Source organism: Mucilaginibacter sp. P4_C11, assembly GCF_056402115.1.
In genome coordinates this window covers 17,182-41,029 of record NZ_JBFUIA010000039.1, presented here as the reverse complement: position 1 = coordinate 41,029, position 23,848 = coordinate 17,182, and the positions used below count along the sequence as shown (strand labels likewise).

The 23,848-nt window shown below is 42.1% G+C and carries 21 protein-coding genes; 10 read left to right on the top strand and 11 right to left on the bottom strand.

All coding sequences use genetic code 11. The features are described 5' to 3' along the window. The first annotated feature begins 50 nt into the window (after window positions 1-50). The 6 genes from AC1DU2_RS26615 to AC1DU2_RS26590 all read left to right on the top strand — a co-directional run bounded on the left by AC1DU2_RS26615 (window position 51) and on the right by AC1DU2_RS26590 (window position 7,247). Window positions 51-1,715 carry a hypothetical protein gene (locus tag AC1DU2_RS26615; RefSeq protein WP_477388198.1) on the top strand — a complete coding sequence of 555 codons (1,665 nt, stop codon included), beginning with the start codon at window positions 51-53 and terminating at the stop codon, window positions 1,713-1,715. Next, entirely contained in the window at window positions 1,705-2,673 is a 969-nt protein-coding gene (locus AC1DU2_RS26610) for a glycosyltransferase family 2 protein (protein WP_477388196.1), read from the top strand. Before AC1DU2_RS26615 ends, AC1DU2_RS26610 begins: the two co-directional genes overlap by 11 nt. Next, window positions 2,670-3,740 (top strand): glycosyltransferase family 4 protein, encoded by a 1,071-nt coding sequence (locus AC1DU2_RS26605; protein WP_477388194.1) that lies wholly within the window; start codon window positions 2,670-2,672, stop codon window positions 3,738-3,740. The genes AC1DU2_RS26610 and AC1DU2_RS26605 overlap by 4 nt, the downstream gene beginning before the upstream one ends. Window position 3,741: 1 nt before the next feature. Continuing rightward, a complete protein-coding gene (locus AC1DU2_RS26600) occupies window positions 3,742-4,872 on the top strand; it encodes a DUF1972 domain-containing protein (RefSeq protein WP_477388192.1) in 1,131 nt (376 codons plus the stop codon). Further along, on the top strand, window positions 4,847-6,163 hold the full coding sequence (locus tag AC1DU2_RS26595; protein ID WP_477388190.1) for an O-antigen ligase family protein: 1,317 nt from the start codon (window positions 4,847-4,849) through the stop codon (window positions 6,161-6,163). Before AC1DU2_RS26600 ends, AC1DU2_RS26595 begins: the two co-directional genes overlap by 26 nt. A 163-nt stretch (window positions 6,164-6,326) precedes the next feature. After that, on the top strand, window positions 6,327-7,247 hold the full coding sequence (locus AC1DU2_RS26590) for a hypothetical protein (protein WP_477358442.1): 921 nt from the start codon (window positions 6,327-6,329) through the stop codon (window positions 7,245-7,247). A gap of 71 nt (window positions 7,248-7,318) precedes the next feature. On the opposite strand, the gene AC1DU2_RS26585 is transcribed toward AC1DU2_RS26590, so the two are convergent. The 6 genes from AC1DU2_RS26585 to AC1DU2_RS26560 form a co-directional block, all read right to left on the bottom strand. Beyond that, window positions 7,319-8,197 (bottom strand): DMT family transporter, encoded by an 879-nt coding sequence (locus AC1DU2_RS26585; protein ID WP_477358440.1) that lies wholly within the window; start codon window positions 8,195-8,197, stop codon window positions 7,319-7,321. 341 nt (window positions 8,198-8,538) lie between these two features. Then, window positions 8,539-9,354 (bottom strand): class I SAM-dependent methyltransferase, encoded by an 816-nt coding sequence (locus tag AC1DU2_RS26580; RefSeq protein ID WP_477388188.1) that lies wholly within the window; start codon window positions 9,352-9,354, stop codon window positions 8,539-8,541. Next, a complete protein-coding gene (locus AC1DU2_RS26575) occupies window positions 9,351-10,823 on the bottom strand; it encodes a B12-binding domain-containing radical SAM protein (protein WP_477388186.1) in 1,473 nt (490 codons plus the stop codon). The genes AC1DU2_RS26580 and AC1DU2_RS26575 overlap by 4 nt, the downstream gene beginning before the upstream one ends. Window positions 10,824-10,827: 4 nt before the next feature. Further along, entirely contained in the window at window positions 10,828-11,877 is a 1,050-nt protein-coding gene (locus tag AC1DU2_RS26570) for a radical SAM protein (RefSeq protein WP_477388184.1), read from the bottom strand. 3 nt (window positions 11,878-11,880) lie between these two features. Further along, window positions 11,881-12,630: a class I SAM-dependent methyltransferase gene (locus tag AC1DU2_RS26565; protein ID WP_477388182.1), complete on the bottom strand. Its 750-nt coding sequence runs from the start codon at window positions 12,628-12,630 to the stop codon at window positions 11,881-11,883. A 12-nt stretch (window positions 12,631-12,642) separates the two neighbouring features. Continuing rightward, window positions 12,643-14,142 carry a B12-binding domain-containing radical SAM protein gene (locus AC1DU2_RS26560; protein WP_477358430.1) on the bottom strand — a complete coding sequence of 500 codons (1,500 nt, stop codon included), beginning with the start codon at window positions 14,140-14,142 and terminating at the stop codon, window positions 12,643-12,645. 179 nt (window positions 14,143-14,321) lie between these two features. Between AC1DU2_RS26560 and AC1DU2_RS26555 the strand changes: the two genes are divergently transcribed. From AC1DU2_RS26555 to AC1DU2_RS26545, 3 genes are read left to right on the top strand one after another with little or no spacing between them, the layout of a single operon-like run. Then, window positions 14,322-15,062, top strand: coding sequence for a class I SAM-dependent methyltransferase (locus tag AC1DU2_RS26555; protein WP_477388180.1), 741 nt, complete (start codon window positions 14,322-14,324; stop codon window positions 15,060-15,062). Continuing rightward, entirely contained in the window at window positions 15,059-16,228 is a 1,170-nt protein-coding gene (locus tag AC1DU2_RS26550; RefSeq protein WP_477388178.1) for an amidohydrolase family protein, read from the top strand. The genes AC1DU2_RS26555 and AC1DU2_RS26550 overlap by 4 nt, the downstream gene beginning before the upstream one ends. Window positions 16,229-16,230: 2 nt before the next feature. Next, window positions 16,231-17,343, top strand: coding sequence for a glycosyltransferase family 4 protein (locus AC1DU2_RS26545; protein WP_477388176.1), 1,113 nt, complete (start codon window positions 16,231-16,233; stop codon window positions 17,341-17,343). On the opposite strand, the gene AC1DU2_RS26540 is transcribed toward AC1DU2_RS26545, so the two are convergent. The 3 genes from AC1DU2_RS26540 to AC1DU2_RS26530 all read right to left on the bottom strand — a co-directional run bounded on the left by AC1DU2_RS26540 (window position 17,329) and on the right by AC1DU2_RS26530 (window position 20,809). Continuing rightward, window positions 17,329-18,384 carry a glycosyltransferase family 4 protein gene (locus AC1DU2_RS26540; RefSeq protein WP_477388174.1) on the bottom strand — a complete coding sequence of 352 codons (1,056 nt, stop codon included), beginning with the start codon at window positions 18,382-18,384 and terminating at the stop codon, window positions 17,329-17,331. The genes AC1DU2_RS26545 and AC1DU2_RS26540 overlap by 15 nt on opposite strands. After that, a complete protein-coding gene (locus AC1DU2_RS26535; RefSeq protein WP_477388172.1) occupies window positions 18,377-20,053 on the bottom strand; it encodes an ATP-binding cassette domain-containing protein in 1,677 nt (558 codons plus the stop codon). The genes AC1DU2_RS26540 and AC1DU2_RS26535 overlap by 8 nt, the downstream gene beginning before the upstream one ends. Window positions 20,054-20,275: 222 nt before the next feature. Further along, entirely contained in the window at window positions 20,276-20,809 is a 534-nt protein-coding gene (locus AC1DU2_RS26530) for an OmpA family protein (protein ID WP_477388170.1), read from the bottom strand. A 320-nt stretch (window positions 20,810-21,129) separates the two neighbouring features. On the opposite strand from AC1DU2_RS26530, the gene AC1DU2_RS26525 reads away from it, so the two are divergent. After that, window positions 21,130-22,140 carry a fatty acid desaturase gene (locus AC1DU2_RS26525; RefSeq protein WP_477388168.1) on the top strand — a complete coding sequence of 337 codons (1,011 nt, stop codon included), beginning with the start codon at window positions 21,130-21,132 and terminating at the stop codon, window positions 22,138-22,140. A gap of 128 nt (window positions 22,141-22,268) precedes the next feature. Here the strand turns inward: AC1DU2_RS26525 and AC1DU2_RS26520 are convergent, their stop codons facing one another. Both AC1DU2_RS26520 and AC1DU2_RS26515 read right to left on the bottom strand, forming a co-directional pair. Then, complete coding sequence (locus AC1DU2_RS26520; RefSeq protein ID WP_477388166.1) at window positions 22,269-23,162, bottom strand: SAM hydrolase/SAM-dependent halogenase family protein; 894 nt, start codon at window positions 23,160-23,162, stop codon at window positions 22,269-22,271. 217 nt (window positions 23,163-23,379) lie between these two features. Then, window positions 23,380-23,820, bottom strand: a complete 441-nt coding sequence (locus AC1DU2_RS26515) for an Hsp20/alpha crystallin family protein (RefSeq protein WP_477388164.1) — start codon at window positions 23,818-23,820, stop codon at window positions 23,380-23,382. Window positions 23,821-23,848: the final 28 nt, after the last annotated feature.

Below are 23,848 nucleotides of genomic sequence, written 5' to 3'. Positions count from 1 at the left end.
GGCAACCAATACGGTTTTTAAGTCGTAATGACTTTAAATGCCCCAGGATAATGTTGGTTAACAAAGCAATCTTTTACATCAATAAATTAAAGCAAAAAGTAGATTGGAAGCTGCTGGCATTTTTGCTTTTGTTTTTAAACGTAAAAATCGGCATCAAGATCCCTGTTATCCTGCTGTTCACACTCCTGCAGTTTAATTTCAAATTCGGTTTTAGTTTCAAAAACTCCCGGCTGCCGCTATTTTATCCACTGGTAATTGCTATAGCGGTTATTAACTGGTTTATAGGCAAAAATTATACGCAACTTAACTATACCATTATGTTGTTGACCGGTATAGGTTTTTGGGTATTATGCATCCTTGCCATTCACCAGGTTAAACTGGCTGTTGAGCAAAACCAACCTGCGGTAATACATCAAACCATCGTTGTTTTTTTTATTATCAATGCATTATTCTCGGCTGGCAACCTGGCTGCTATATTTTTAGAGACCCATGCCATAAACCCTTATACCTACCAGGGTCAGCTGCAAAAGTATTTTTTAAACACCGGCGATTACATAAGGGGAGTGACTTTTGACACCTCGACAACTAACGCAATGCTGAATGCTTTTGGCGTAATCTATTTTTTAACGCGCAAAAACGCCCTTATGCTTTTTATGTGCATGGCGACGCTACTGTTTACGGGCAGTAATTTTATCAATATTGTTATAGTGCTTGTTTTTTTACTGCTATTTATTTTCAAAACAGATCGTTATCAAAAAAGCCTGATTGTAATTTGCCTGGTTTTTTTAGGCATTTTTATGGCGAAAATTTCGCCTCAAAATAACCGCTATACCACCAACGCAATTTCAATACTGCTGCATAAAGATCCCAGCCCGGCCAAACCCTCGGTGTGGGCAAATGTACCCGTCAACGGAAGACCGGATAGTATATTAAGCTTTGACGAACGCCGGCAAAAACAGGCCATCGTTTTCAGGGATAGCATTTATAAAGCGGCCCATCCCCAAAAGACTGAGAGAATAAAGCCCCAAAGTGAGCCTTACGAAACCGAAGGCGGCCGGATAGCAATTAAGGGCCCCGATATTAATTCGGCGCCTTATCAAAGCAGCACGCAAACACCTCCCGAGCAAAAACAACTGGTGCAGTTTATTGATGCACACAAAACGGCATTACCGGTTTCGGGGCAGGAAATTGTTGCACCCAGGCAGGATAGACCAGGCAAACTGATTGGCTTTTTACAAACAACCAACTTTTTGCATCACCATATTAATAGAATAGTAACCGGCGCGGGTATTGGCAATTTTTCATCGAAGCTGGCTTTTAGAGCCACCGGACTTGGGTTTGCGGGAGGCTATCCGCATAAATTCACCTACATCGGACATGATTTTATGGTAAATCATCTCGACTTATATCTCAATTATTTCAGCAAAAGGGCGGGCTTCCATTCGTTAACCAATAGTCCGTTTTCGGTTTACGACCAGTTGTTAGCCGAATACGGCCTTATTGGTTTACTCATATTTGCCGTTTACTACCTTGGCTTTTTTGCCAGGCATTTTAAAGCTTTAACCTACGGCCTGCCCCTTTTGCTGTTAATGCTGGCTGCATTTTTTATCGAATACTGGTTTGAGCAGCTTTCGGTTATCGTATTTTTTGAACTGCTGCTACTGTTAAATATCAAGGAAACCCAATCACCTAAACCTTTGGTAAATGAATTTTAGCATCCCACAAATAACGGTACTGATGCCAGCCTACAACGCGGGTAAATATATTGGCGATGCCATAACATCGGTGCTGCAACAAACTTTTACCGATTTTGAATTGCTGATAGTAAATGACGGATCGACAGATAACACTGTTGACGTTGTCCGCTCGTTTGACGACCCGCGGATTGTGGTAATTTACCAGGATAACAAAGGTATTGCTGATGCCCTCAATAACGGGTTGAAATATGCGCGTGCCCCCTTCATAGCGCGCTTTGATGCCGATGATATTTGCTACCCCGAACGGCTGCAACTACAACATGATTTTATGATAGCCAACCCGGAGTACAGCGTAATTGGGTCGGCCGCTGATTATATTGATATGGAAGGGCATTTTTTGTTTACCCACAAGCCCCCGGCTTTTGATAACAACGAGATTCAGCAGTTAAAATATTCGGTTTGCCCATTCATTCACTCCTGTGTTTTTTACAAAAAAGATATGGTGATTAGCAAGGGTGGCTATAATGAGCACGCCTATACCTTTGAAGATCATTTTTTATGGGTTAATATTTTAAAAGATCAAAAGGCATGCAACCTTGCGCAACCCTTAATTAAAGTAAGGCTAAACCCCGAATCAATCACAATTGACGAAAAATGGAGGCCGCGTAAATTCAGGGATATCAAATACGCCACACTTAAAAACCGCGTGATAAGTAAACGGGAAGGCAGTTTACTGGCGGAGATGGGCGAAAAACAATATTCAGCAAAAATAAAACAGGGTTCTTATTATGCGCTTTGTGGTAAAAAATTGCTGCTCAATAATTTCCAGCCTCAAAAGGCCCGCGTTCACGTAGCCAGGGCTATCAGCATCTCGCCTTTAAGGTTAGATAATTACCTGCTATATACCGTTAGCTACTTTCCCGAACGTGTAATTAATTGGTTGCATAAATTAATATCAGGAGGCGCTGCGATATGAAAGTTGCATTCATCACCCGGTCAACCTTGTATACCGTGCCTGGTGGCGATACCGTGCAGGTGGTACAAACCGCGCGCCACCTAACTTTTATGGGCATTACCGCAGATATAAAATTGACCAACGAACATATTAATTACAGCAATTACGATCTGCTGCATTTTTTTAACCTCACCCGGCCTGCCGATATCTTATACCATAGCCATAAGGCCGAAAAACCATTTGTAATATCAACCATATTATGTAATTACAGCGAATACGATCAGCAGCATCGCAAAGGTTTGGGCAGGCTTTTCAAATACCTGCCGGCAGATGGTGTGGAATATGTTAAAACCATAGCCCGTTACCTGCTTGGCCGCGATAAGCTGGCCAGTATGGCCTACGCCTGGAAAGGGCAGCGCAAAAGTATATTGGATATTTTGAGCCGGACAGCTATGATATTGCCCAACTCCAGATCAGAGTATCAAAGAGTATTAAACAATTACCCGGGCGAAGTAAAGCACATGGTAGTGCCAAACGGCACCGATCAGCATTTGTTTAAATATGATGCCTCGGTAAAAAAAGATGATAAACTGGTGCTTTGTGTTGCCAGGATAGAAGGTATTAAAAACCAGTTGAACCTGATAAAAGCAATAAATAATACGCCTTACCGGTTGCTGCTTATTGGCACCCATTCCCCCAACCAGGCCGCTTATTACCAGGAATGTCGTAAAACGGCTGCCGATAACATCACATTCATCGATCAGTTACCGCAATATGAGCTGGTAAAATATTATACGCAGGCCAAGGTACATGTATTACCAAGTTGGTTTGAAACCACGGGTCTCAGCTCGATAGAAGCTGCCCTGATGGGTTGCAGCGTGGTAATAAGCGACAAAGGCGACGTGAGGGAATATTTTGCCGACGATGCATTTTACTGCGACCCGGAAATACCGCAAAGCATTTTGGCTGCCGTTGAAAAAGCCAGCCAAGCTCCTGTTAACGAATGTTTACGCGATAAAATTTTACAAAAATACACCTGGAAACAGGCTGCAACTCAAACTTTAAAAGCATATCAATCTGTATTATAACATGAAACTACGCATAGCCATATTAGGGATAAGGGGTGTACCGAATTATTACGGCGGGTTTGAACATATTTCAGAATATGTATCGGCCGGTTTGGTAAAGCGGGGTCATTCTGTAACTGTTTATAATTCGCATAATCACCCTTATCAGCAGGATAGCTGGAACGGCGTGGAGATAAGGCACTGCTACGACCCTGAATACCTGGTTGGTACCGCCGGCCAGTTTATTTACGATATGAACTGCCTGTTAGACGCCCGCAAACGAAATTTTGACGTGGTAATGCTTATGGGCTACACCAGCAGTTCGGTTTGGGGGCAGCTTTACCCTAAAAACAGTACCATCATCACCAATATGGACGGCATGGAGTGGAAGCGGACTAAATATGCTAAACCGGTACAGCAATTTTTGAAATATGCCGAAAAGCTGGCAGTTAAACACAGCGACTACTATGTTGCCGATTCAAGGGTGATAAAGGCGTACCTGAAGGATAAGTATAACATTAACAGCAGATATATTCCCTATGGGGCAGATATTTTTACTGATTTTGAGCGCGAGCAATATGACATGAACGAAGCGCTTAAAGAGGACTATTTTTTGCTGATGGCGCGCATGGAACCCGAAAATAATATTGAAGCTATCCTGGAAGGTTTTAACAGGAGTAATTCGGGCAAAAAATTTAAAGTTTTGGGCGATACCGGCAATCGTTTTGGCAAGTTCATCACCAATAAATTTGCCAATGATGAGCGTATACAATTTAAAGGTGCTATTTTTGATACACCTAAAGTACGGTCATTACAAAATAACTCTTACCTCTATTTTCACGGGCATAGCGTTGGCGGCACCAATCCGTCGCTGTTGGAGGCCATGGCCAGCGAGGCCCTGATAGCTGCGCATAATAACCCTTTTAATAAATCGGTATTAAATACAGATGCATTTTATTTTTCCAATGCAGCCGAAGTTACCCACCTTGTGGAGAATGTACAGCGTAAGGCACCCGAGAAAAACATGGTGATGAATAATCTTCATAAAATTCAATACCAGTTTAATTGGGAACGTGTAATTGACCAATACGAGGAGTTTATCATCGAGAGCTATAAACACAAAAACTATGAAGCAGTTATTGCTGATAAATGATAGTAACGCTAATAAGGTAAGTTATTACCACATCATGCTGCTGATGGCAAGCCTGCCGTTTGACAGGTTTTACAGCCATATTATACTCATTAGTTTTATTGCGCATACACTTATCCATTTGCGAAAGGATAAGCTAAGGGATGTGTTCACATTAAAAACCGCATTACTGCAGTCTGTTTTTTTTGTTACGCTTATTGCCACGGTTTACTCCCGGTACCCTGCCGAAGCCTTTAACGAATGGGTGTTGCGTTTACCTGTGTTGGTTTTTCCGGTAATGCTGTTGCTTAATAACCTCGATATAAAAAAATACAGGGCTAATCTTTTATTGGCTTTTGCATTTGTGTGTACTGTAACTATCATCTACCTATATATTGATGCGCTATTTACTATTAAATATTACCATTTGCCGTTTAAAACTATTTTTTCGCCGGCATTTACCAATCACAATTTCTCGGAGCCGCTTGATATACACGCTACTTTTTTTTCCTTACAGTTGGTGATAGCATTGGTGTACCTGTTAACGTTATTGTTTAAACCGCTGCGATTACCTGTTAAATTAATTTACTGTGTTTGCAGTCTCATTTTGTTATGCGGGCTTATTCAGCTAAGTTCAAAATCAATACTGGCAATTTTGTTTATAGTTATTAACCTGGTGCTGCCGTATAGCTTGCTCAATGGTAAAAACAGGCTGAAGTTTATATTGGCCGGTATTGCTATATCTGGGTTAGCTTTTATAATAGTTTTAAATGAACCTTCGTTCAAAGAACGCTATTTAACCAGCTTAACGGAGGATTTTTCGGCATTCAAACCGGGCGAAAGTACTGACTCGCGCCTGGCCCGTTGGCACGTGGTAGCCAAACTTATTAAACAGAAGCCTTTAATTGGCTATGGCTCTGGTGCTGAGCAGGCATTATTACACGATGATTTTTTTAAGGCCAAAATGTACAACTCTTTTTTGGCCAATTTAAACGCCCACAACCAATACCTCAGTTTTCTGGTAAAATCGGGCATTTGGGGACTGCTTGTTTATTTGGTAACACTTGGGTATGGTTTTAAAACAGCCATCAAAAAAAAAGATGTAGTATTTATCAGTTTTATGTTGCTGATTATTATTGTTTCGCTATCAGAAAATGTGTTGGACGCCGATAAAGGTGTTATGTTTTACAGCTTGTTTTTTGCGTTCCTGCTATTTTCTGGCGGTGAAGAGAAGCCCGCAGATATCGTCAGAAATAAAAGCCACGAATATTTAGATGAAGTGGCAACCAACAGTTTAGCGCTTACGTCATACTAATGTTGTGCCGCCTATAAAATGGTAGATAGTTCTTAGTAGAAAGTCCTAAGTTACAAGCCCAAAAACGGCGAGATAAAATTCAGACTCAAGACTCAGAACTTAAGACTTAATACTATAAATAATGCAGATCAGGTCCGTTTTTAATCAACCAAGCTTCAATACCGTGTCAGAAATTAAAAAGAACATATTAACTACACTGGCCTATTTTGATGCATTTAACTATCCGCTCACCCGCGAAGAGGTATGCTTGTTTTTGCCGGTGAAATTTGATCGCAAAACGTTTGACGATGCCATGACCTGCCTGATTGAAACCCGGATGGTATACCGTTTTGATAAATTTTACTGCTTAAAAAACGACCAGTACCTGGCACAGCGCCGTAATAAAGGCAACCAAAAGGCTATTGAAATGATAAGTACAGCACGCAAGGTTGGCAGCTTGCTTATTAATTTCCCTTACGTGCGGGGTATCGCTATTTCGGGCTCGTTATCTAAAAATTATGCCGACGACCAATCAGATATCGACCTGTTTATAATTACCGCGCCAAACCGCCTTTGGATAGCGCGTACGCTGATGCATTTTTTTAAGAAGTTAACATTCGTGGTAAACAAGCAACATTGCTTTTGCATGAACTACTATGTGGATGAACAAGCACTTGAAATAGCCGAAAAGAATATCTATACTGCCACGGAAGTTGTTACACTGATACCTATCCAGGGCGACACTACTTTTGCTGATTTTTTTACAGCCAACGCCTGGACACGTAAATATTTGCCTAATCATATTATGCGGGTATCAACCGCAAAGTCGTTTAAAAAGAATTGGTTAAAAAACCTGGTTGAGTTTTTACTTAACAATAAACTGGGCGATTTGTTGGACGATGGTTTTATGAAAATTACATCGCGCAGGTGGAATGAGAAAACCAGGCAGCAAAAACTTAACGACCATGGAATTTTATTGGCCATAGCCGCCGATAAGCATTGCGCCAAACCAGATCCAGGAAATTTCCAATCAAGCCTGATTAAGCGCTTTCAAAATAAAGTAGCCCAATTACTTGCCGAAGACCATCATAGCGTGGCCAATTGATGGTAAAAGCTTAAAGCAGAATGCACAAAGCTGAAAGCCCGGAACATTGGTCTTCAATTTTATAAAGGTATTTATAACGGCTCGATGTTTTTTATTTTCTTTTTAGATACCACAAGCCCGGTTACCACCAAAACAGTTCCGGCTATTGCGTAAACCGAGATTTGTTCACCAAGTAAAAGGTAACCAAAACCGTACCCAAATACAGGCGTAAGGTAAAGCCATGTACCTGCGGTTACAGCATCCTGGCCAACCAGGTATAGCCATAACTGGTTGGCGATAAATGAGAGCACCACAATTAGCCAAAAGAGGGATAAAAACAAGTTAATATCAATGTGGTGTACATGCTGCTGCTCAAATAGAGGGCAAAACGGCAACAAAATTATTCCACCTACAAATACCTGCCAGATATTGAATGATACATTAGGTAGGCTGATACTTAAGGTAGAGAAGTAAACACTGCTTGATGCATAGGCAAAAATGTAAATAAGCAGCAATATAATACCCAGTGGTTTTATACTGGCATTAGGCAAAGCCGCTGCCGAAGCCAGCACCAGACCGGTAAATGCAATCAGCATCCCGATAATTTCGAACCTGGTAAGTTTCCGCTTAACAATTATTGACGAAAATAGCGCGATTAGCAAAGGAGCAACCGCTATAAACAACATACTGATGCCAGCCGAAGCGTATCGCTGGGCGGCAAAGAACGAGCCCAATGTTAAGGTAGTGCATAAAAAGCCGTAAATGATAATACTTTTCCATTCGCTTTTTAGTGGCCAGAAACGTTCTTTCCTTACCAGGCCAAAAAAGGGACCGAATATGAAGCCGGTGGCTATAAACCGGATGCTGGCCAATATCAATGCATCTGCCGAGCGGATTCCGAATTTTACAGCGACAGACCCGGTTGCCCAAAGGATACTAAACAATAAACCGGGAAGGATTTTTTTTAACATGGGCACGATTATATGGGCGCAAAGGTAGGATAAACACCAATTTAGAAACACGAATGCACGCGTATTTTTTCGAATTTCACAAATTACATGGATGGTTCTCCAGCTACCCGAATGGATGTTATAGGCAATGAATATTCTAAAGTAAATGCTTAATTCTCTGGTTTAGGGCTTAATTGAGCAGACAGGGTAAACGCATTTAAAGTAGGTTAACATAACTTAACACATTTCAGACACTATAGTATATAACTATTTAATAAACAGAATCTTGCATTTTAACAAGGTTAACATTAAACTGATGTAAATTCGTGAAATTCGGATAAATCAGTTCAAATTCGTGTGTACTATTTTTTCTCCAGCGAAATGATAAAGTAATCGCCGATATACTTCCAGGGCCAGGTACCTTTTAGCCGGTCTTCTTTGTTCTTCAGAAAATTATAAGCTTTGGGGTGTTTTTCGGCAAAGCCCTCTATATATGATGGCGGTACTATGGTACACAGGCCTTCGACGCTTAATACTTTAAATGAATTTTGTAAAACATTTATAATGAAGGATTTATTATAATAAAAACACTTAAAGTATGCACCTTCAATATGGGCAGATCTTCCTTTGCTGCTAAAAAATCGCCTGAATGCAGTTTTGAACCGTCCTTTAAAAACAAGCAATGTTTCCCACAGGCAAAATGGAGATATGATAACTAAAGTTACCTTTCCGCCGGGTTTTAAAAGGCTATCAAATGATAACAAAACCTTTTCCAGCTCGCTGGTGCAGTTCAAACCGCCAAAGTTGGAAAAAATATGATCGTAAGGGCCTCGTTGCTTTAATTCATCCAGGTGGGTAAAGGAGCAAATTTCGGTGCTTATATAATCTTTATAGGGTATTGCTTTTTGCTGAAGTTCTTGCTGCATTCCCGTTGATATATCAGTAGCATGAACTCGATACCCTTGTTGGGCAAAAAATAGGGCATCCTCCCCTGTCCCGCTGTTCAATTCGAGTATGCTGCCCGCCGGGTTTAAATATCGAAGTACATGCTCCCTTACCCTGGCCCTTTTGTAATTGATGATGGTGTTGCCCGAGTAAATTTCGTCAAATACCGCAGATTGCCGGCTAAAGGCATCTGATGCGTTGGCTTCATTATTTACAAGGCTGATTTGGCTCATATGGTGTTCTCCAATTTTTGAAGTTTAAACCCTTCTATCAAAGTTGCCGGGGCATGATAAATAAACGATGCGGCCTTCCTGATACGTTTTAAACTGGGCTGAAATGGATTTTTCAATAGTTTTACCAGGCTGTTTTTAGCTAGGTGGGCATGGTAATTTTGATGTACGTAACGGTGCAATTGTTTATAATACGCGGCACTAAATGTGTTGCTAAACATCAGCGCCATCTCGTCAGAGTCTGTCCAGTTTGTTTTTTGGCGCAGGTCGGATTTTACTTTTTCATAAAACAGGGTCCCGGGCAATGGGTACGATACCGATATTCCGATTTCATGAGGCAACAGGCTATTGATCATGTTGATAGTAAGCGCGATATCGTCTTTTATTTCGCCTGGGTAGCCAAACTGGATAAAGAAAGACGGTTTTATGCCATGCTTTTTCATCAGTTGTGTGGCTGTTGCTATCTGTTCAACAGTTGTACCTTTATCCATAGCGTCCAGTATCTTTTGCGAACCGCTCTCGGCGCCTATCCACACATTTTCGCAACCAGATGCGGCCAGTGCAGCCACGTCTTCATCATCCAGCAACAAATCCGCCCGTGATTGGAGTTTGTACCTGAACTGTAGCCCCTCCGTTTTTACCAATTGGGCAAACTGTTTTACCCACCCAGGTTTTAAGCCAAAAATATCGTCGCAAAACCAAATATGGTCCATGTTGAACATGGCTTTCAAAAGCTTAAGCTCGGCAATCACATTTTCGGGACTGCGGGAGTTGTAGCGATTTCCGTAAATGGGTTTAGCACACCAGTTGCATTTAAAAGGGCAGCCACGGGTAGTGCCAACGTTCATCGAGAAATATCCCGCATGTTTAAGCCAGCTTTCGCGGTAAGGGGTAATATCAACCAGGTCCCAGGCAGGCAGCGGCAAAGTATCCAGATCTTTGAGCACCGGCCTTGCAATAGTTTTAAAAGGCAGGCCATTTTTAATATAGGCAAGTCCCTGTATTTGTTCAATATCTTCAACGCCGCTTTTTATAGCGTTGGTAAGTTCCAGTAAAGTTTGTTCGGCTTCGCCGATGATTACAAAATCAGCCCCCTCGTTCAAATACTCCTTATACCGGTCTGTGGAGTCGGAACTGGATACAATTACGGTGCAACCATACTTTTTGGCCAGCTTACACATTTTAAACGCAGCCTCGCGCATATTGGTAAGGCACATTTTGGTGAGATAGTTGAACCCATCGTCATAAATCACAAAAAAGCCTGGTTTATTTTGGGTTATGGCGGGCATAACATCAAGCGCCGCGTGCGAAAACATGTTATCAAAAAACGATACGTTATAACCATGAATCCGCATGTTGGATGCGGCATATAATGTGCCCAGCGGTGCATAAGGCTGCCCTATTGCCCATTGCTTAGGATCGAACCGCAAAAAGTAGGAATGGGTGAACAATATATTATTTAACTGCTCCATAAAATTAAGATAGACGGGTTAATGGCGACAGGTTAAGCGAACAAACACATTTTAAACAGGTTGGATGCGTTGATGTATTCAACGATTTGCGGAAAGCGATTGCATCAGGGCTATTTAAAATTACCTGGAGCGATGAATCCCTGATGTTACCCATTGGTTCCAAAAAGAAACAAGGCCTAACCGTTCCATCGGCTTCAACTACGGTTGATACCCATGGTGCATTGCATTTTTTAAACGGGAATTCATTTAGACCATAAAAAGCCGCGTAATAATGGTAGATATCCTGGATCTTCTCTTTGCTTTCGGCAATAAAACCGTTGTGAAACTCTTTGTCAAATTCTTCAAACAGGTAACTTATCACTTCGCAAAGTTCGGGCAATTCCTTTTCCGATACCAGTATCTCGTTTTGCTTAGGCTCGGCCCAGGCCTGCTGGCGGTTAAATGCATGACTGCTTACATCGGCAGGTAAAAAACTTACCTGGTTAAGCCCCATCTTTTTGGCTTCGGCAATAATATTGGCCCAGTTGCGGTAGTTTAACCTGTGTATCACGGTCCGCCCGGTTATCCGGTAAGCAGGGTTGAGTTTTTTGATGTACTCCACTCCTTCTTTCAGCTTTTTAAAAGCGTTGGGAATGTTGCGGATGGCATCATGCAGCGGCTCGTCGCCGTCAATAGAGACAATTACCTCGCTAACGTATTTCAGGATATCGCCGGCATTATTTTTTATAGATAAACCGGTAGTCAATAACACCACGCTGATACCTGCATCTTTCAAGATTCGGCACAATGTAAAAAAGTTGGCGTTCAGCAAAGCCTCGCCTCCAGACATCAGCACCTGGGTTGTGCCCAATGATTTCAGTGATGCCAGTAATCCTGTGATATCAGCTTCGGTCAGTTGTTTCAGGTTTTTATTATCCTTCCAGATATCACACATTACGCAACGGCAGTTACAGGCGCTGTGGGGCATTAATATTACAATAGGCAACGCTGTTACCCTGTGCGTTTGCAGGGTACGGTAGCGCTTAAAAGTGTGCAATACGTTTTGCCCGGTCATTGGTCAGGGTTTAATTCTTATCCAGTAAAAAATGTTTCTTTTGATGATCTTATTTAAAAACGACGTGGGATTAAACATCACCTTGTGCTTATAATTCATCACCTGTTTTAGTGGATGATGAAAATAGTACTGCGCCATTTCCGGAAAGCCTATTGACGTAAAATAATCCTTGCTCCTTTCGGCTGCAATTTCAACCTCACCGGAATGATAAAAATGGGTGTCGAGTACATGGACGCGCCCCGCGGAAGTAAGCAAACTGAATGCATCGGCCATAACGTCCTTAATGCAGGGGAAGTATTGGATAGACGCCGCAAAAATGATGACATCAAATTGCGTTCCCCCGCCAAACGAAGTGCTGGTAAATGGGGCATGGATAAATTTAAGGTTCTTTTTTTTGAACACCCTGTTTGCCTGCTCAATTTCTACACCGTTAGGATCAATGCCAATTACTTTAGCTTTAGGGATACCCGCAAGTTTGGCCGAAAGCCAGCCGTTGCCGCAGCCAACCTCCAGGATATCCAATGGGCGGCGTTGGTTTTTCAAGAAAGCGATTAGCTGTTCAGCAGAATGCTTTCTCATTTTCCACTCCTTATGATATCGGTGGCCGGAATCAATTTCAGGCAGGCGTGCCACTTGTTTGTTTGTATACAGCCTGCCCTCTTTATCGCGCACGGCAACATACATGGCCTCAAACGCTTCAGGAGCAATTGTGGCTACATTAGGGGCAATATCGTTTAAGTTAAAGTTCGACAAATCATTAACCATTTAAAATCCGGATATTTCAGGTTGGCGGTATTTCCAAAACCGCTGTAGTAATTTTATTTCGTAAGGGTATTTATACAGGTTGGCTTTGTACCGTAAGTTGGAAATGAATTTAATCGACTTCCGCTTTAAGTCATTTAACCTGATATCAGTCACGGTTGGGTACACGCCGTTTAGCACAGTTTCAAAATTGCGTATCTTATCAACCATCTCGGGTTTTAACCACGGGGTAAGCGGGTTTTTGCGCAGGTCGAAACTTTCCCAGGCGGGGCTCATCCAGTCTTCCAGGGTTTGAGGGTATTGAAAGCCCTGGTCTAAAACCTGCTTATACAATTCTGATCCTTCGGTGGGCACGGGCGTGTAGGTATATAAAACAATCTCGGTACGTGGATTAACGGCTTTAACCTTCTTGATAAAATCAATTTCAAAATCTATTCCCGCCTGTACCTTTTCTGGCGTTGCTGCCGGTGTTCCTAATACAAAGGAATATTCAGGAATAATGTCAAATTTCTTCAATCGCTCCGCAAACCGGATAATCTGGTCGCCGGTTTGTGTGCCTCCTTTATCCAGTTGCTCCAATACCTCGTTACTTCCGCTTTCGGCACCAAAAAATATAATTTTGCAACCACCACGACGTATTTGCTCTAACGAGGCATCGCTGAATTTATCCATGGTATCAATACGCGCCATCCCCCACCACGACATATTTTCGGGCTCTATTAATTTGGCAAATTCAACAGTGCGCTTCTCTGATACAAAAAAGTTATTATCATGAAATTCAATAGCATCCGCTCCCCATTTGTCCTTAATATATTTAACATCTTTGTAAACCTGTTTGGCCGATTTAGCTTTCCACCGTGCTTCATATATAGGCACCACAGCACAAAACGAGCAAGTGAACGGACAACCAATGCTGGAGTGATAGGCCATCGTACGTTGCCCCAGGTAAGTTTTACCCAAATATTTTTCTATCGGGTAAAAAGTACCCAGTTTATCGTAGGGTAATGGCGGCAGCGAATCCTGGTCAAGCAAGTCTTCTTTAATGGTCTTGGTAATTTTGCCGTCGGCCTTATAAATCAGATTTTTAATAAACTCGTAAGGTTCATGGTTCTCCAAAGCGTCAATAAGGCGGGGAAATGCTTTGTCGCCGGGGCCGTTAATGATAAAATCAACAAAGCCCGAATTCAGTACAGCTTTGGGCTGGCTCGACGGAAAATATCCTCCCCAAATCATGGTGGTATAGGGATACCGTTCTTTAATGATTTTTGATAACGGAATAGCTTGCCTTAATTGCGGGCCAGGCATTACGGTAAATCCCAGGTAACCAAACTCGCCTGTTTTTAAATAACTTTCTATTTTACTTAGCGGATCTGTTTCGCAATTACCATCAACAATTACCCAATCATACTTGCCCTCAACCGATGCGGCAATATTTAAAATAGAATTAGGAATGCGGTGCTTATAAAAAGCGCTTTTAGGGTTATACAGTAAAATCTTATTCATGTGTTATTGGCAATTAATGGCGGCGGCGGATGTTATTCCGCCGTCGCCAACCCAGATCAACATTAAACTATTCATAATACATTACGGCAGTAAAACAGTGGAGGTTGCCTGCGACAAAATAAAAAGCGCGGGGCAACCTTAAAGACTTCCAGGCCGTTATTGTTATAAAAACGCGCACAATGCTGGCAACCGTTAAAAACTATATAAAAAGCAAAATAACCACCCCCGTAACCGAAAAAGGTGTAGTAGAGGCTTACGACCTGTGGGCTTCTGACTACGATATGCAGCCTGGTAACCTCATGCTGCACCTTGACGGAATACTTTTTAAAGGTTTGTTGGAAGGTCTGGATCTGAACGATAAACTAATAGCCGATATAGGCTGCGGTACCGGCAGGCAATGGCCCATTATATTTAATAAAAAACCGGCTGCGCTAACAGGCTTTGATGTATCTGCCGGAATGTTAAAGAAACTGAAGAATAAATATCCCGACGCGCATACACGCAAAATTACAGATAACTTGTTTTTGGATGTTGCCGACGGCTCTTTTGATATCATAGTTTCAACACTAACCGTTGCCCATATTGAAGATATAGACGAGGCACTGCATGCATGGAGCCGTTTGCTTAAATCCGGAGGCGAGATCATTATCACCGATTTTCATCCGCATACGCTGGCATCTGGCGGTAAGCGTACCTTTAAACACAGTAATACATTAATGGCAGTGCGTAACTATGTACACCCGATATTTACCATTAAGGAAGCGCTTATAAGCAATGGTTTCAAGCTCATGACCCAGCAGGAAATAAAAATTGACGAAACCATGAAGCCGTTTTACGCAGATGCCAACGCGCTACATGTTTACGAAAAATACCTGGGCTTCCCTGTTATTTATGGTATTCATTTAAAAAAAGAAAAATGATACTGGGGAATGTGGTAACGGCCGACAGCGGGCAAACGTTTGATATTAAAATTGAAGGCGAAAAGATTGATACCGTAAGTTTAACAGCCTTAAACGCCGATGAGCAGTTATCGCTTTATTTTGAAAACTCCATCATTTTCCCCGGCATTGTCAATTCGCACGATCACCTTGATTTTAACCTTTTCCCGCAGCTGGGCAGCCGGATTTATAATAATTATACCGAGTGGGGGGCAAATATTCACTGGGAGTTTAAAAAAGAAATTGCTGCTGTGCTTAAGGTGCCCCGTCACCTGCGGATACTTTGGGGGATATACAAAAACTTGTTGTGCGGCGTTACAACCGTGGTAAACCACGGGGAGCGGTTGAGCATTGACAATGCCCTGTTGAATATTTTTGAGGAAACACAAGACCTGCATTCCGCATCGTTTGAAAAGCTCTGGAAATTAAAGCTCAACAATCCATTAAAACGAAAGTTACCCGTCGTTATCCATACAGGTGAAGGATCAGATGAACTGGCCTCCCGCGAAATAGATGAACTGATTAGCTGGAATAAATTTTGCCGCCCCCTGGTTGGTATACACGCGGTAGCCATGAGCACACAACAGGCGCCCTATTTTAAGGCTTTAGTATGGTGCCCCGAGTCGAACTTTTACTTATTAAACAAAACAGCCGATATCCATAAGCTAAAGCCGTTCGCTGATATTCTTTTTGGAACCGACTCTACCCTTACCGGCAGTTGGAATATATGGGACCACATCTGCATGGCACGTAATACCGGCATGCTTAGCGACCAGGAACTGTACCAATCACTCAACAAAACTGCCGCAAAAGCCTGGAATATGAATACAGGCGAAGTTATTGCCGGCAAATATGCCGACCTGGTGATCACGAAAGCCAGTAGTACTAAAGGTGATCACGAAGCTTTTTTTGCTACCCGCCTGGCCGATATCCAAATGGTGATTCACAGGGGAAACATCCGGCTGTTTGACCAGGACCTGTTTATTGTATTAGCAGGCGGATTAAAGGGGAAATCCTTTAGTTTGATAAAGCTGGATGGTGCCTATAAATATGTTGAAGGAAATATCGGGAAGTTAATGGTCTCCATTCAATCGTACTTGCCGGGTGTTGTTTTCCCTGTTACCTTTATACAACATCAAATTATCTAAAATTGATAAAACTTGTTGACCTTGTTTACTATTCACATTTAAACTATACCCGGCCGCAGGACGTAACAGAAAAACATGCCCCGGCGCTGGCCTTTGCTCCCTACCTTAAAAATAAGCTTGATTTTACTTTTGTAAAGCACGCCGCTTTTGAGCAACATGTGGTGATGAATGGAGTACCTTATTATTTTTTTAAAGGCAACAACAGATTCTGGTCGATAACCATAAAAACGCATCGCTTTATAAAAAAATTGAAGCCAGATATCGTGATGGTACAAGGCCTGGTATTCCCGTTACAGGTAATGTTTTTAAGATTGCTTTGCGGCAACAGGTTTAAGCTGGTCATACAGCATCATGGCGAACTACCTTCAGGTAGCTTAAAAGGCCGGCTGCAAAAGGTGGCGTGCACGATGACGGATGCATTCCTTTTTACTTCGGCCGGCAATGCGGATGCCTGGAAACAAAAAGGCATTATTAGGTCTGGTGCCCGAATATTTGAGTTATTAGAAGCTTCTACAGCCTTTAAACCCATTGATAAAGAGCTTGCTAAAAAGTATACCAAGGTTACCGGCGATGCAAACTTTATCTGGGTGGGCCACCTAAATACAAATAAAGACCCTTTAACAGTTTTAAAAGGTTTCCGGGATTACCTGCCGGCAAACCCGGGTGCAAAATTGTACATGATTTACCAAAGTGAAGCACTTTTAAATGACATAGAAGAGCTGATAACGTCTTCCGCCCAACTACGGGATGCCGTTATTTTAGTAGGCGAAGTTGCAAATAACGATTTGCCTTATTGGTTTAGCGCGGCAGATTTTTATATATCGGGCAGCCATAAAGAAGGCAGCGGTTATGCTTTGTTAGAAGCCATGGCCTGCGGTTGCATTCCCATTGTTACCACCATCCCATCTTATCAAAAAATCACAGTCAACGGTCAGCATGGTTTTTTATATCCCGCAGGTGATGCCAATGCTTTGGGTCAAACCCTTAAAGCGCTTGAGGGCGCAGACTGGCAAAAGCTTTCGGCAGCTGTTTTAAAGCATTTTAACAAAAAACTAAGTTTTAAAACCATAGCCGATGACCTGGTTGATATTTGCCATCAATTAATTCACAAATAAGGTGGTAACGCGGGCCGCTATCTCTTCGGTAGTGTATATCAGCACGGGCTCATGTTCCAGCTGCTTATCATTCAACATTGCTTTGATAATAACCGGCAGGTCTTCGGCGTTGCCGGGAACGTGATGCTGTGTGGGCCTTATATTCATTCCGTTAACCAGGCTCACCACCTGGCAGCCTGCATATAAGGCCTCGATTAAAACAGTACTATAACCCTCATAAGCCGATGTATGCAAAAATATTTTTGAACGCTGCATCATCGCCAACACCTCCGGGTGTGGTAATTCACCTTTTAATTCGATGTTATTTTCCAGCCCAAGCCTGTTTATCTGTTTTCTCAACTTTTCCATTTCCGGGCCCTTGCCACATATTACCGTTTTTAATCCCGGAAATTCAGCAACCAGGCTTTTGATAATATTTACAAAAAGGCCATATTGCTTAAGCGGGATGAGCGAACCTGCACCCATAATGTCGATATCCCGATCAGCAACGCGGGCACCAAAAAGCGTAACATCTATACCTGTAGGGATAACATGCGCCGGTTTGATACCATAGTTTATCCTGAATTCCGTTGCCAAAAAATCCGATATCGCTATCACCGAACCGCCATGGGGCTTTATCCTGTTCACGTACTCATTACCTCCTTTTGCATCCTGCCCAAGCAGCCAGGGATAATGTAACAGGCCGTGTTTTTTTGCAAAGCGGTTGCCAATAAACGCGCACTCCCCCATCCAAAAGCTTAATAAGCCCAAAAGTTTGTACCCGGCATTCAGCTCTTTTAAGGTTTGCCATACCCGCCACCAGGTTATCAGCCTGAAAAGCTGCCCCTTACCCTTACCTGCAATCGCAATAACCTCAACCCCATGCCAGTAATACCGTGAAGCCTTAAAAGGGTATTGAAAGCTAATCACGATGATATGTAACAGCGGATTGTGTTGTTTTAAAGCTTTTACAAAAACCTGCATCGGCGGTAAACATGTGGTATCGTTACCGTTTGCGGGGAAGCCCGGAGTTAATATGACCAATGCTTCAGGTTTATTCATTTATTAAGGGGATTATTTTGTTGCAATGGTTCAGGCTTGCAATGTTGTGTGTTATAAAAAATATGATCTTACCCTGGGCTGTTAATTGCTTTAGTTGGATAAGGATAGCCTCTTCGGCCTGCTGATCCATTTCGCCAAACGGCTCGTCCATGATCAGCACATCAAAGTCGTGGTACAATGCTCTTGCCAGGGCTATGCGTTGCCTTTGCCCACCGCTCAGGTTCTTGCCGTTTTCGCGCACTATTTTATTTATGCCTTCTGGGTAGCCGGATAACAAGGGGGCAAGTCCGCAAAAGGATATGGCTTCATCCAGTTTTGCCGTATCGTATTCCTTACCATCAGCAAGGGTAATGTTTTTAAGGATGGTATCGTGAATAAAGTAGTTTTGCTGTTTTACATAAGCTATTTTATTCCAGTATTGCTGTCTTTTTTGGGTATTCGCTTGTTTACCATCTATGTAGATATAGCCCGATTGAGGCGTTAAAAAACCAAGCAATAAATTAATGATGGTTGTTTTGCCACTGCCAGACGCTGCCGATAAACCAACAAAATCGCCTGCGCAAACATCGAAACTAATGCCCGATACTACAGGCTGATCTGCGTAACTAAAATAAACATTGTGAAAACGGATAGAATTGATGGGTTCAGCAATATTAAGCATACCCGCCTTTGGCAACGTGTCGGGTTCTTTTACAGCGAGCAAATCATTCAGGGTAAATTCGTAGGTTTTTATTTGCCCCATACTGTTCAGGATTTTAATAATACCGGGGATAATTTTGTAGGCAGCTGTAATAAAAACGCCAATGGTAAGCACATCAACCACTGCGCCACGTACAGCCCATTTGTTTATCAGCACCAGGATAAAAAAACCAAAAATGGCAAAAATCTCTACCAATCTTGCTGGTAGCCCCTGTAGCGTTTGCTGCGTTGCGATATTGTTATTAAGCCGTTGCTGGTAACTCACGTACCTATCGGCCAGGAATGTGTGTTTGTTGTAAATGTTACTTTCTATAAACCCGGCTAACGATTCCTGTAAATACTGGATACTTTTCTCGCTCGCAATTTTTGTTTGTTCGCGCACCTGTTTAGATTTCCGTTTGATAAAATAGGCCAGGGTAATTATAGGCGGTAACAGCACCAGCAGTAATAAAAAAAACAGCAATGGTTGATAGATCAATATGGCACCGATGGTAAATAAAATAAGCAGGCTTTGGGATATAATTTGCTGAACATTATTGAGGATGTAATGACTAAACTCGATAGGTTGCTGGCTTACCTGGCGGATGTGTACCGATGAATCGACATTAACAAATTTGATATACTCATCTTTCAGGTAATGCAGGATATTCCTTTTTGACAATCGCGATGCTACCCCGTAAAAAAAATGATGCTGAAACCGCGTAATCAGGTAACCCAGCCAATTTTTGCCGCAATACAGCAACATAAATAAACCGATTGGCAGTATAGATTGCTGTTTAAGCCAGCTAAGCCGCAATAAATGATGTTGAACTGGAGTGCCCGAGGTATAAAGCCCTATGATGATAAGCAATGCACCTAAAAAGGCAATATCAAGCACGCTGATAAACAGATCGAGCAGGATGAGCCTGTACAACCTGTTTTTTTCGGTTACGCTAAGCAGCGTGAGTATTCCCTTAAAAATGTGTTTCAAAATGCCGTAATGACAAAGTCTTTTAGTACTTCATCATTACGGCACAGGGCGCGTAATGGTTGCCCGTTGTGTATGTTAAGTCTTGTGTTTTAATTTATGAGTCTTGAGTTTGAACTTCGAAGTTCTACACCCTAAGCCTGAAGTTAGAAGAGAATATAAAACCCGGGACGTGGAACTTTAAACTATGACGAAAACTCAACACTCAGAACTCAAAACTTATAACTATTGCACAAGTTTAATCTCAACCCTGCGGTTCAGAACCCGTCCTTCTTCGGTTGTATTATTGGCAATAGGCTTGCTTTCGCCATACCCTTTAACCGCAAGATTATCTGCACTGATGCCGCTATTTACCAGGTAAGTTTTAACCGAGTTGGCGCGTTGGATTGATAATTCCATATTACGTTCGTCGGTACCCTCTGCAGATGAGTTTCCGTTTAAAACAAACTTTACAGATGGGTCTTTTTTCAACTCGATAACGGCCTGGTCAAGCGCCTGGTACGACGCTGTTTTTAACACCGCCGAATTAAATTCAAATTGGATATTAGTAAAATTATAATTTGGTTTTGCAGGTGCTGGCGGCGGTGTGGGCGCAGGAGCAGCAGCAGGCGGCGGCGTTGGTTTCGGTGCCGGCGCGTACATTTTTTCAGTTTCAACAGGAGCTGGTTTTTCGGCTAATTTCTTGGCTTTACAAGCCGGAAAAGTAATGGCCACTAAAGCAATAAGCGATAAAAATAAAGGGGCTTTTAAAAACTTCATAGTTGGTTTTGATTTTTCGGTAAACATAAAAAATTATTTGCCATATGGCTTTAGCGCCCATACAGCATTATTAAAAAAAGGAATTAAATGACAATTTGTTTAGCATGCGCATTATCCTTAACTGCCAGTTAGAACGGGAAATTGCCGGGATAAGTATTGTTAAGTTAAGCTACCCTATATATTACCTCAGTGTATATTGTGGATTTACCGTGGTGTATTTATTAATAATTAAGTATTTCTACGCAGTTAAATTCCGTACAACTACCGGGAATAATATAAGGTGAATTATGTTATTTAGCAGAATCCTAAAACACATCAACATGAAAACCGATACTCCTTTTGAGCCAATTGAAACGCCGGATATACATTTTTTGCGCCGGATAGAAGTATTAAAGAAACACCCCGAGGTAAAACAATTAATGGGCTACGATCCCTGGGCGGCAGTGCTTACTTTTTTCATTGTGGCAGGGCAAATTAGCTTTGCGTGGGGTGTAAGTGTCTGGTTCCCTTCGTTTGGAACTTATTGGTGGCAAATTATCCTGCTGTCATACCTGGTAGGCGGTACCATGAACCATTGGTCGGCCATGGCGGTGCACGAAATGGCGCATAACCTGATGCTGAAAACGCCTGCGCAAAATAAGGCACTGGCCATATTTGCCAATATACCGGTTTTAGTGCCGGGGGCAATCGCCTTCCGTACACACCATATGAAGCATCACTCCCACCTGGGTATCGAAGATGTTGATAACGATTTCCCGAGCCATTGGGAGGTGAAAGTGGTGGGCAAATCAGGTTTCCGAAAATTTATCTGGCTGTTTTTTTACATATTTTTCCTGTTTTTGGTAAGGGGATTTGATACCAAACCAACCAAATGGGAATGGGCCAACATTATTACGTTGATTATTACTGATGTGTTGATTTTTGTGTTTTTAGGGAAAATTGCTATAATATACCTCTTCCTATCCACCTTGTGGGGATTTAGCCTGCACCCGGCAGCCGGGCATTTTATTCACGAGCATTTTATATTTGAAGAAGGACAGGAAACCAACTCATACTATGGCTGGCTCAACTGGGTTTGCTTTAACGTAGGCTACCATAATGAACACCACGATATTATGAATATACCGGGCCGTTTTTTGCCTAAGTATTATAAAATTACCAAAGAGTTTTACCAGCACCTGGATTCGACCCACTCCTGGACCCGAATGTTTTATGATTTTATTACCAAGCCCAATTTAGGCGCCGATAAACGCTACGTGCGCACAGAACAAGTCAGGAAACAGGGAATAAAAATGGCCGAAGAAATGAAGCGAAGCCGGGAGATGGCATAGTGGTCATTGGTCAATGGAAATAAACACAAATGGCGCATCTTTCGCTGCAACATTTGTGTTTATTAAAAAACTACCCGAGAGTCCTACACGTCACTCAACACCCTCTACTCAAAACTGACAACTCACTACTACTTCCTGCTCACCACCACACTCCAGTTGCTTCCGCTGCCTATTTTATAAGCATCTGCAAAACTGCCCTGGTTTAAGGCAAAAGACAATTGCATTAAACTATTCATGTACGCCAAAGGCTTGCCTTTAGCCACTTCGCCAAACGTATCGCTATAGGGAGCATCGCCCTCAAATTTCTTTTCGCCATCTTGGTAAATTACAAGGTGCAGGGTGTCTCCTACCTTAACATTCAGTTGTTTTACCAGGTCGTCGCCAATGTTTGTCCACAGGTTGCCATATTGAATATCAAGAATATCAATAGTGCCTTTTAGGGTTCCGCCTTCCAATATTGCTTTTTGGTAAGGAATTTTCACCACTTGTTTAGGCAGTTCAGGGCCAACTTGTTCATAAGTGATAACGCCCGCAGCCAAACGTGCGGCTGTGTAGGCATATACATCGCGACCATGAAAGGTGTATGATTTTTCGGATCCTTTACGGCGGTTGCGGGCCTCATCAATTTGCCTGATCTCGGCTATTCCCAGGGATTCAGCTATCAGCGTCAAGGTGCCATTATCCGGCGTAACAATATACTGGCCTGTTTTGGTTTTCAGCACAACAGACTTGCGAGCGGTGCCCACCCCGGGATCAACTACCGAAACAAATACCGTACCTGCAGGCCAGTAATTTACGGTTTGATAGAGGCGATATGATGCTTCCCATATATTATAGGCTGGAATTTCATGTGTGAGGTCATAAAGTTTTAAATCGGCAGAAACGCCGGTTGCAACACCCTTCATGGCCGAGACAGCGCCATCTTTTACACCAAAATCAGATTGGAAAACCACAATTTTGTTTTGGGCATGGGATAAATAAGCGACAGAAATTAAAAGAATGGTAAGTAGTTTTTTGATCATATTAAAAAAATTATTGTGTACAAGGTGAGATGTCTTTTTCTGATCGCGGGTTTGCAGGCACACGCTTTTGGTAAATCTGCGACTATCACACAGCGTAAAATACAATAAAATATTAAAACCAGCGCAAATGCAAGTGGCTCAAAAAGTAAAAAAAGACCGCCCCTCGCGGGAACGGCCTTCAAACCAAACTAACTACTTTATGAAAACAGTCTTTAATTTATTTTACAGCTATTTCTCTTGATTGAAACTTAGCTTCTTCTTTTTTGGTAATGGTCAAAGTCAGGATACCATCGGTATAGTCTGCTTCGATTTTTGAATGATCGGCACTTTCGGGCAAGGTGAATGACCTGCTGAATGAGTTGTAGCTATATTCGCGTTTGCTGAATTTTTTGCCTTCTTCAACGTTTTCAGTTTTCTTTTCAGACGAAACAGTTAATACGTTTTTATCTAAACCGATCTTCAAATCTTCTTTCTTCAAGCCGGGTGCAGCCAATTCAACGTGGAATTCATTTTCAGTTTCGCTAATGTTTACAGCAGGTATACGGGCTACCAATTTGTCGCCAAGGAACGAATCATTTAAAATTGAATCGAATACATCGTTAAAGAATGGGCCTCTTGCGTTGTTTTTTAATCCGTTGTTAAATTTTACTAAAGTCATGATATGTATATTTATAAGTTTTTGTTTT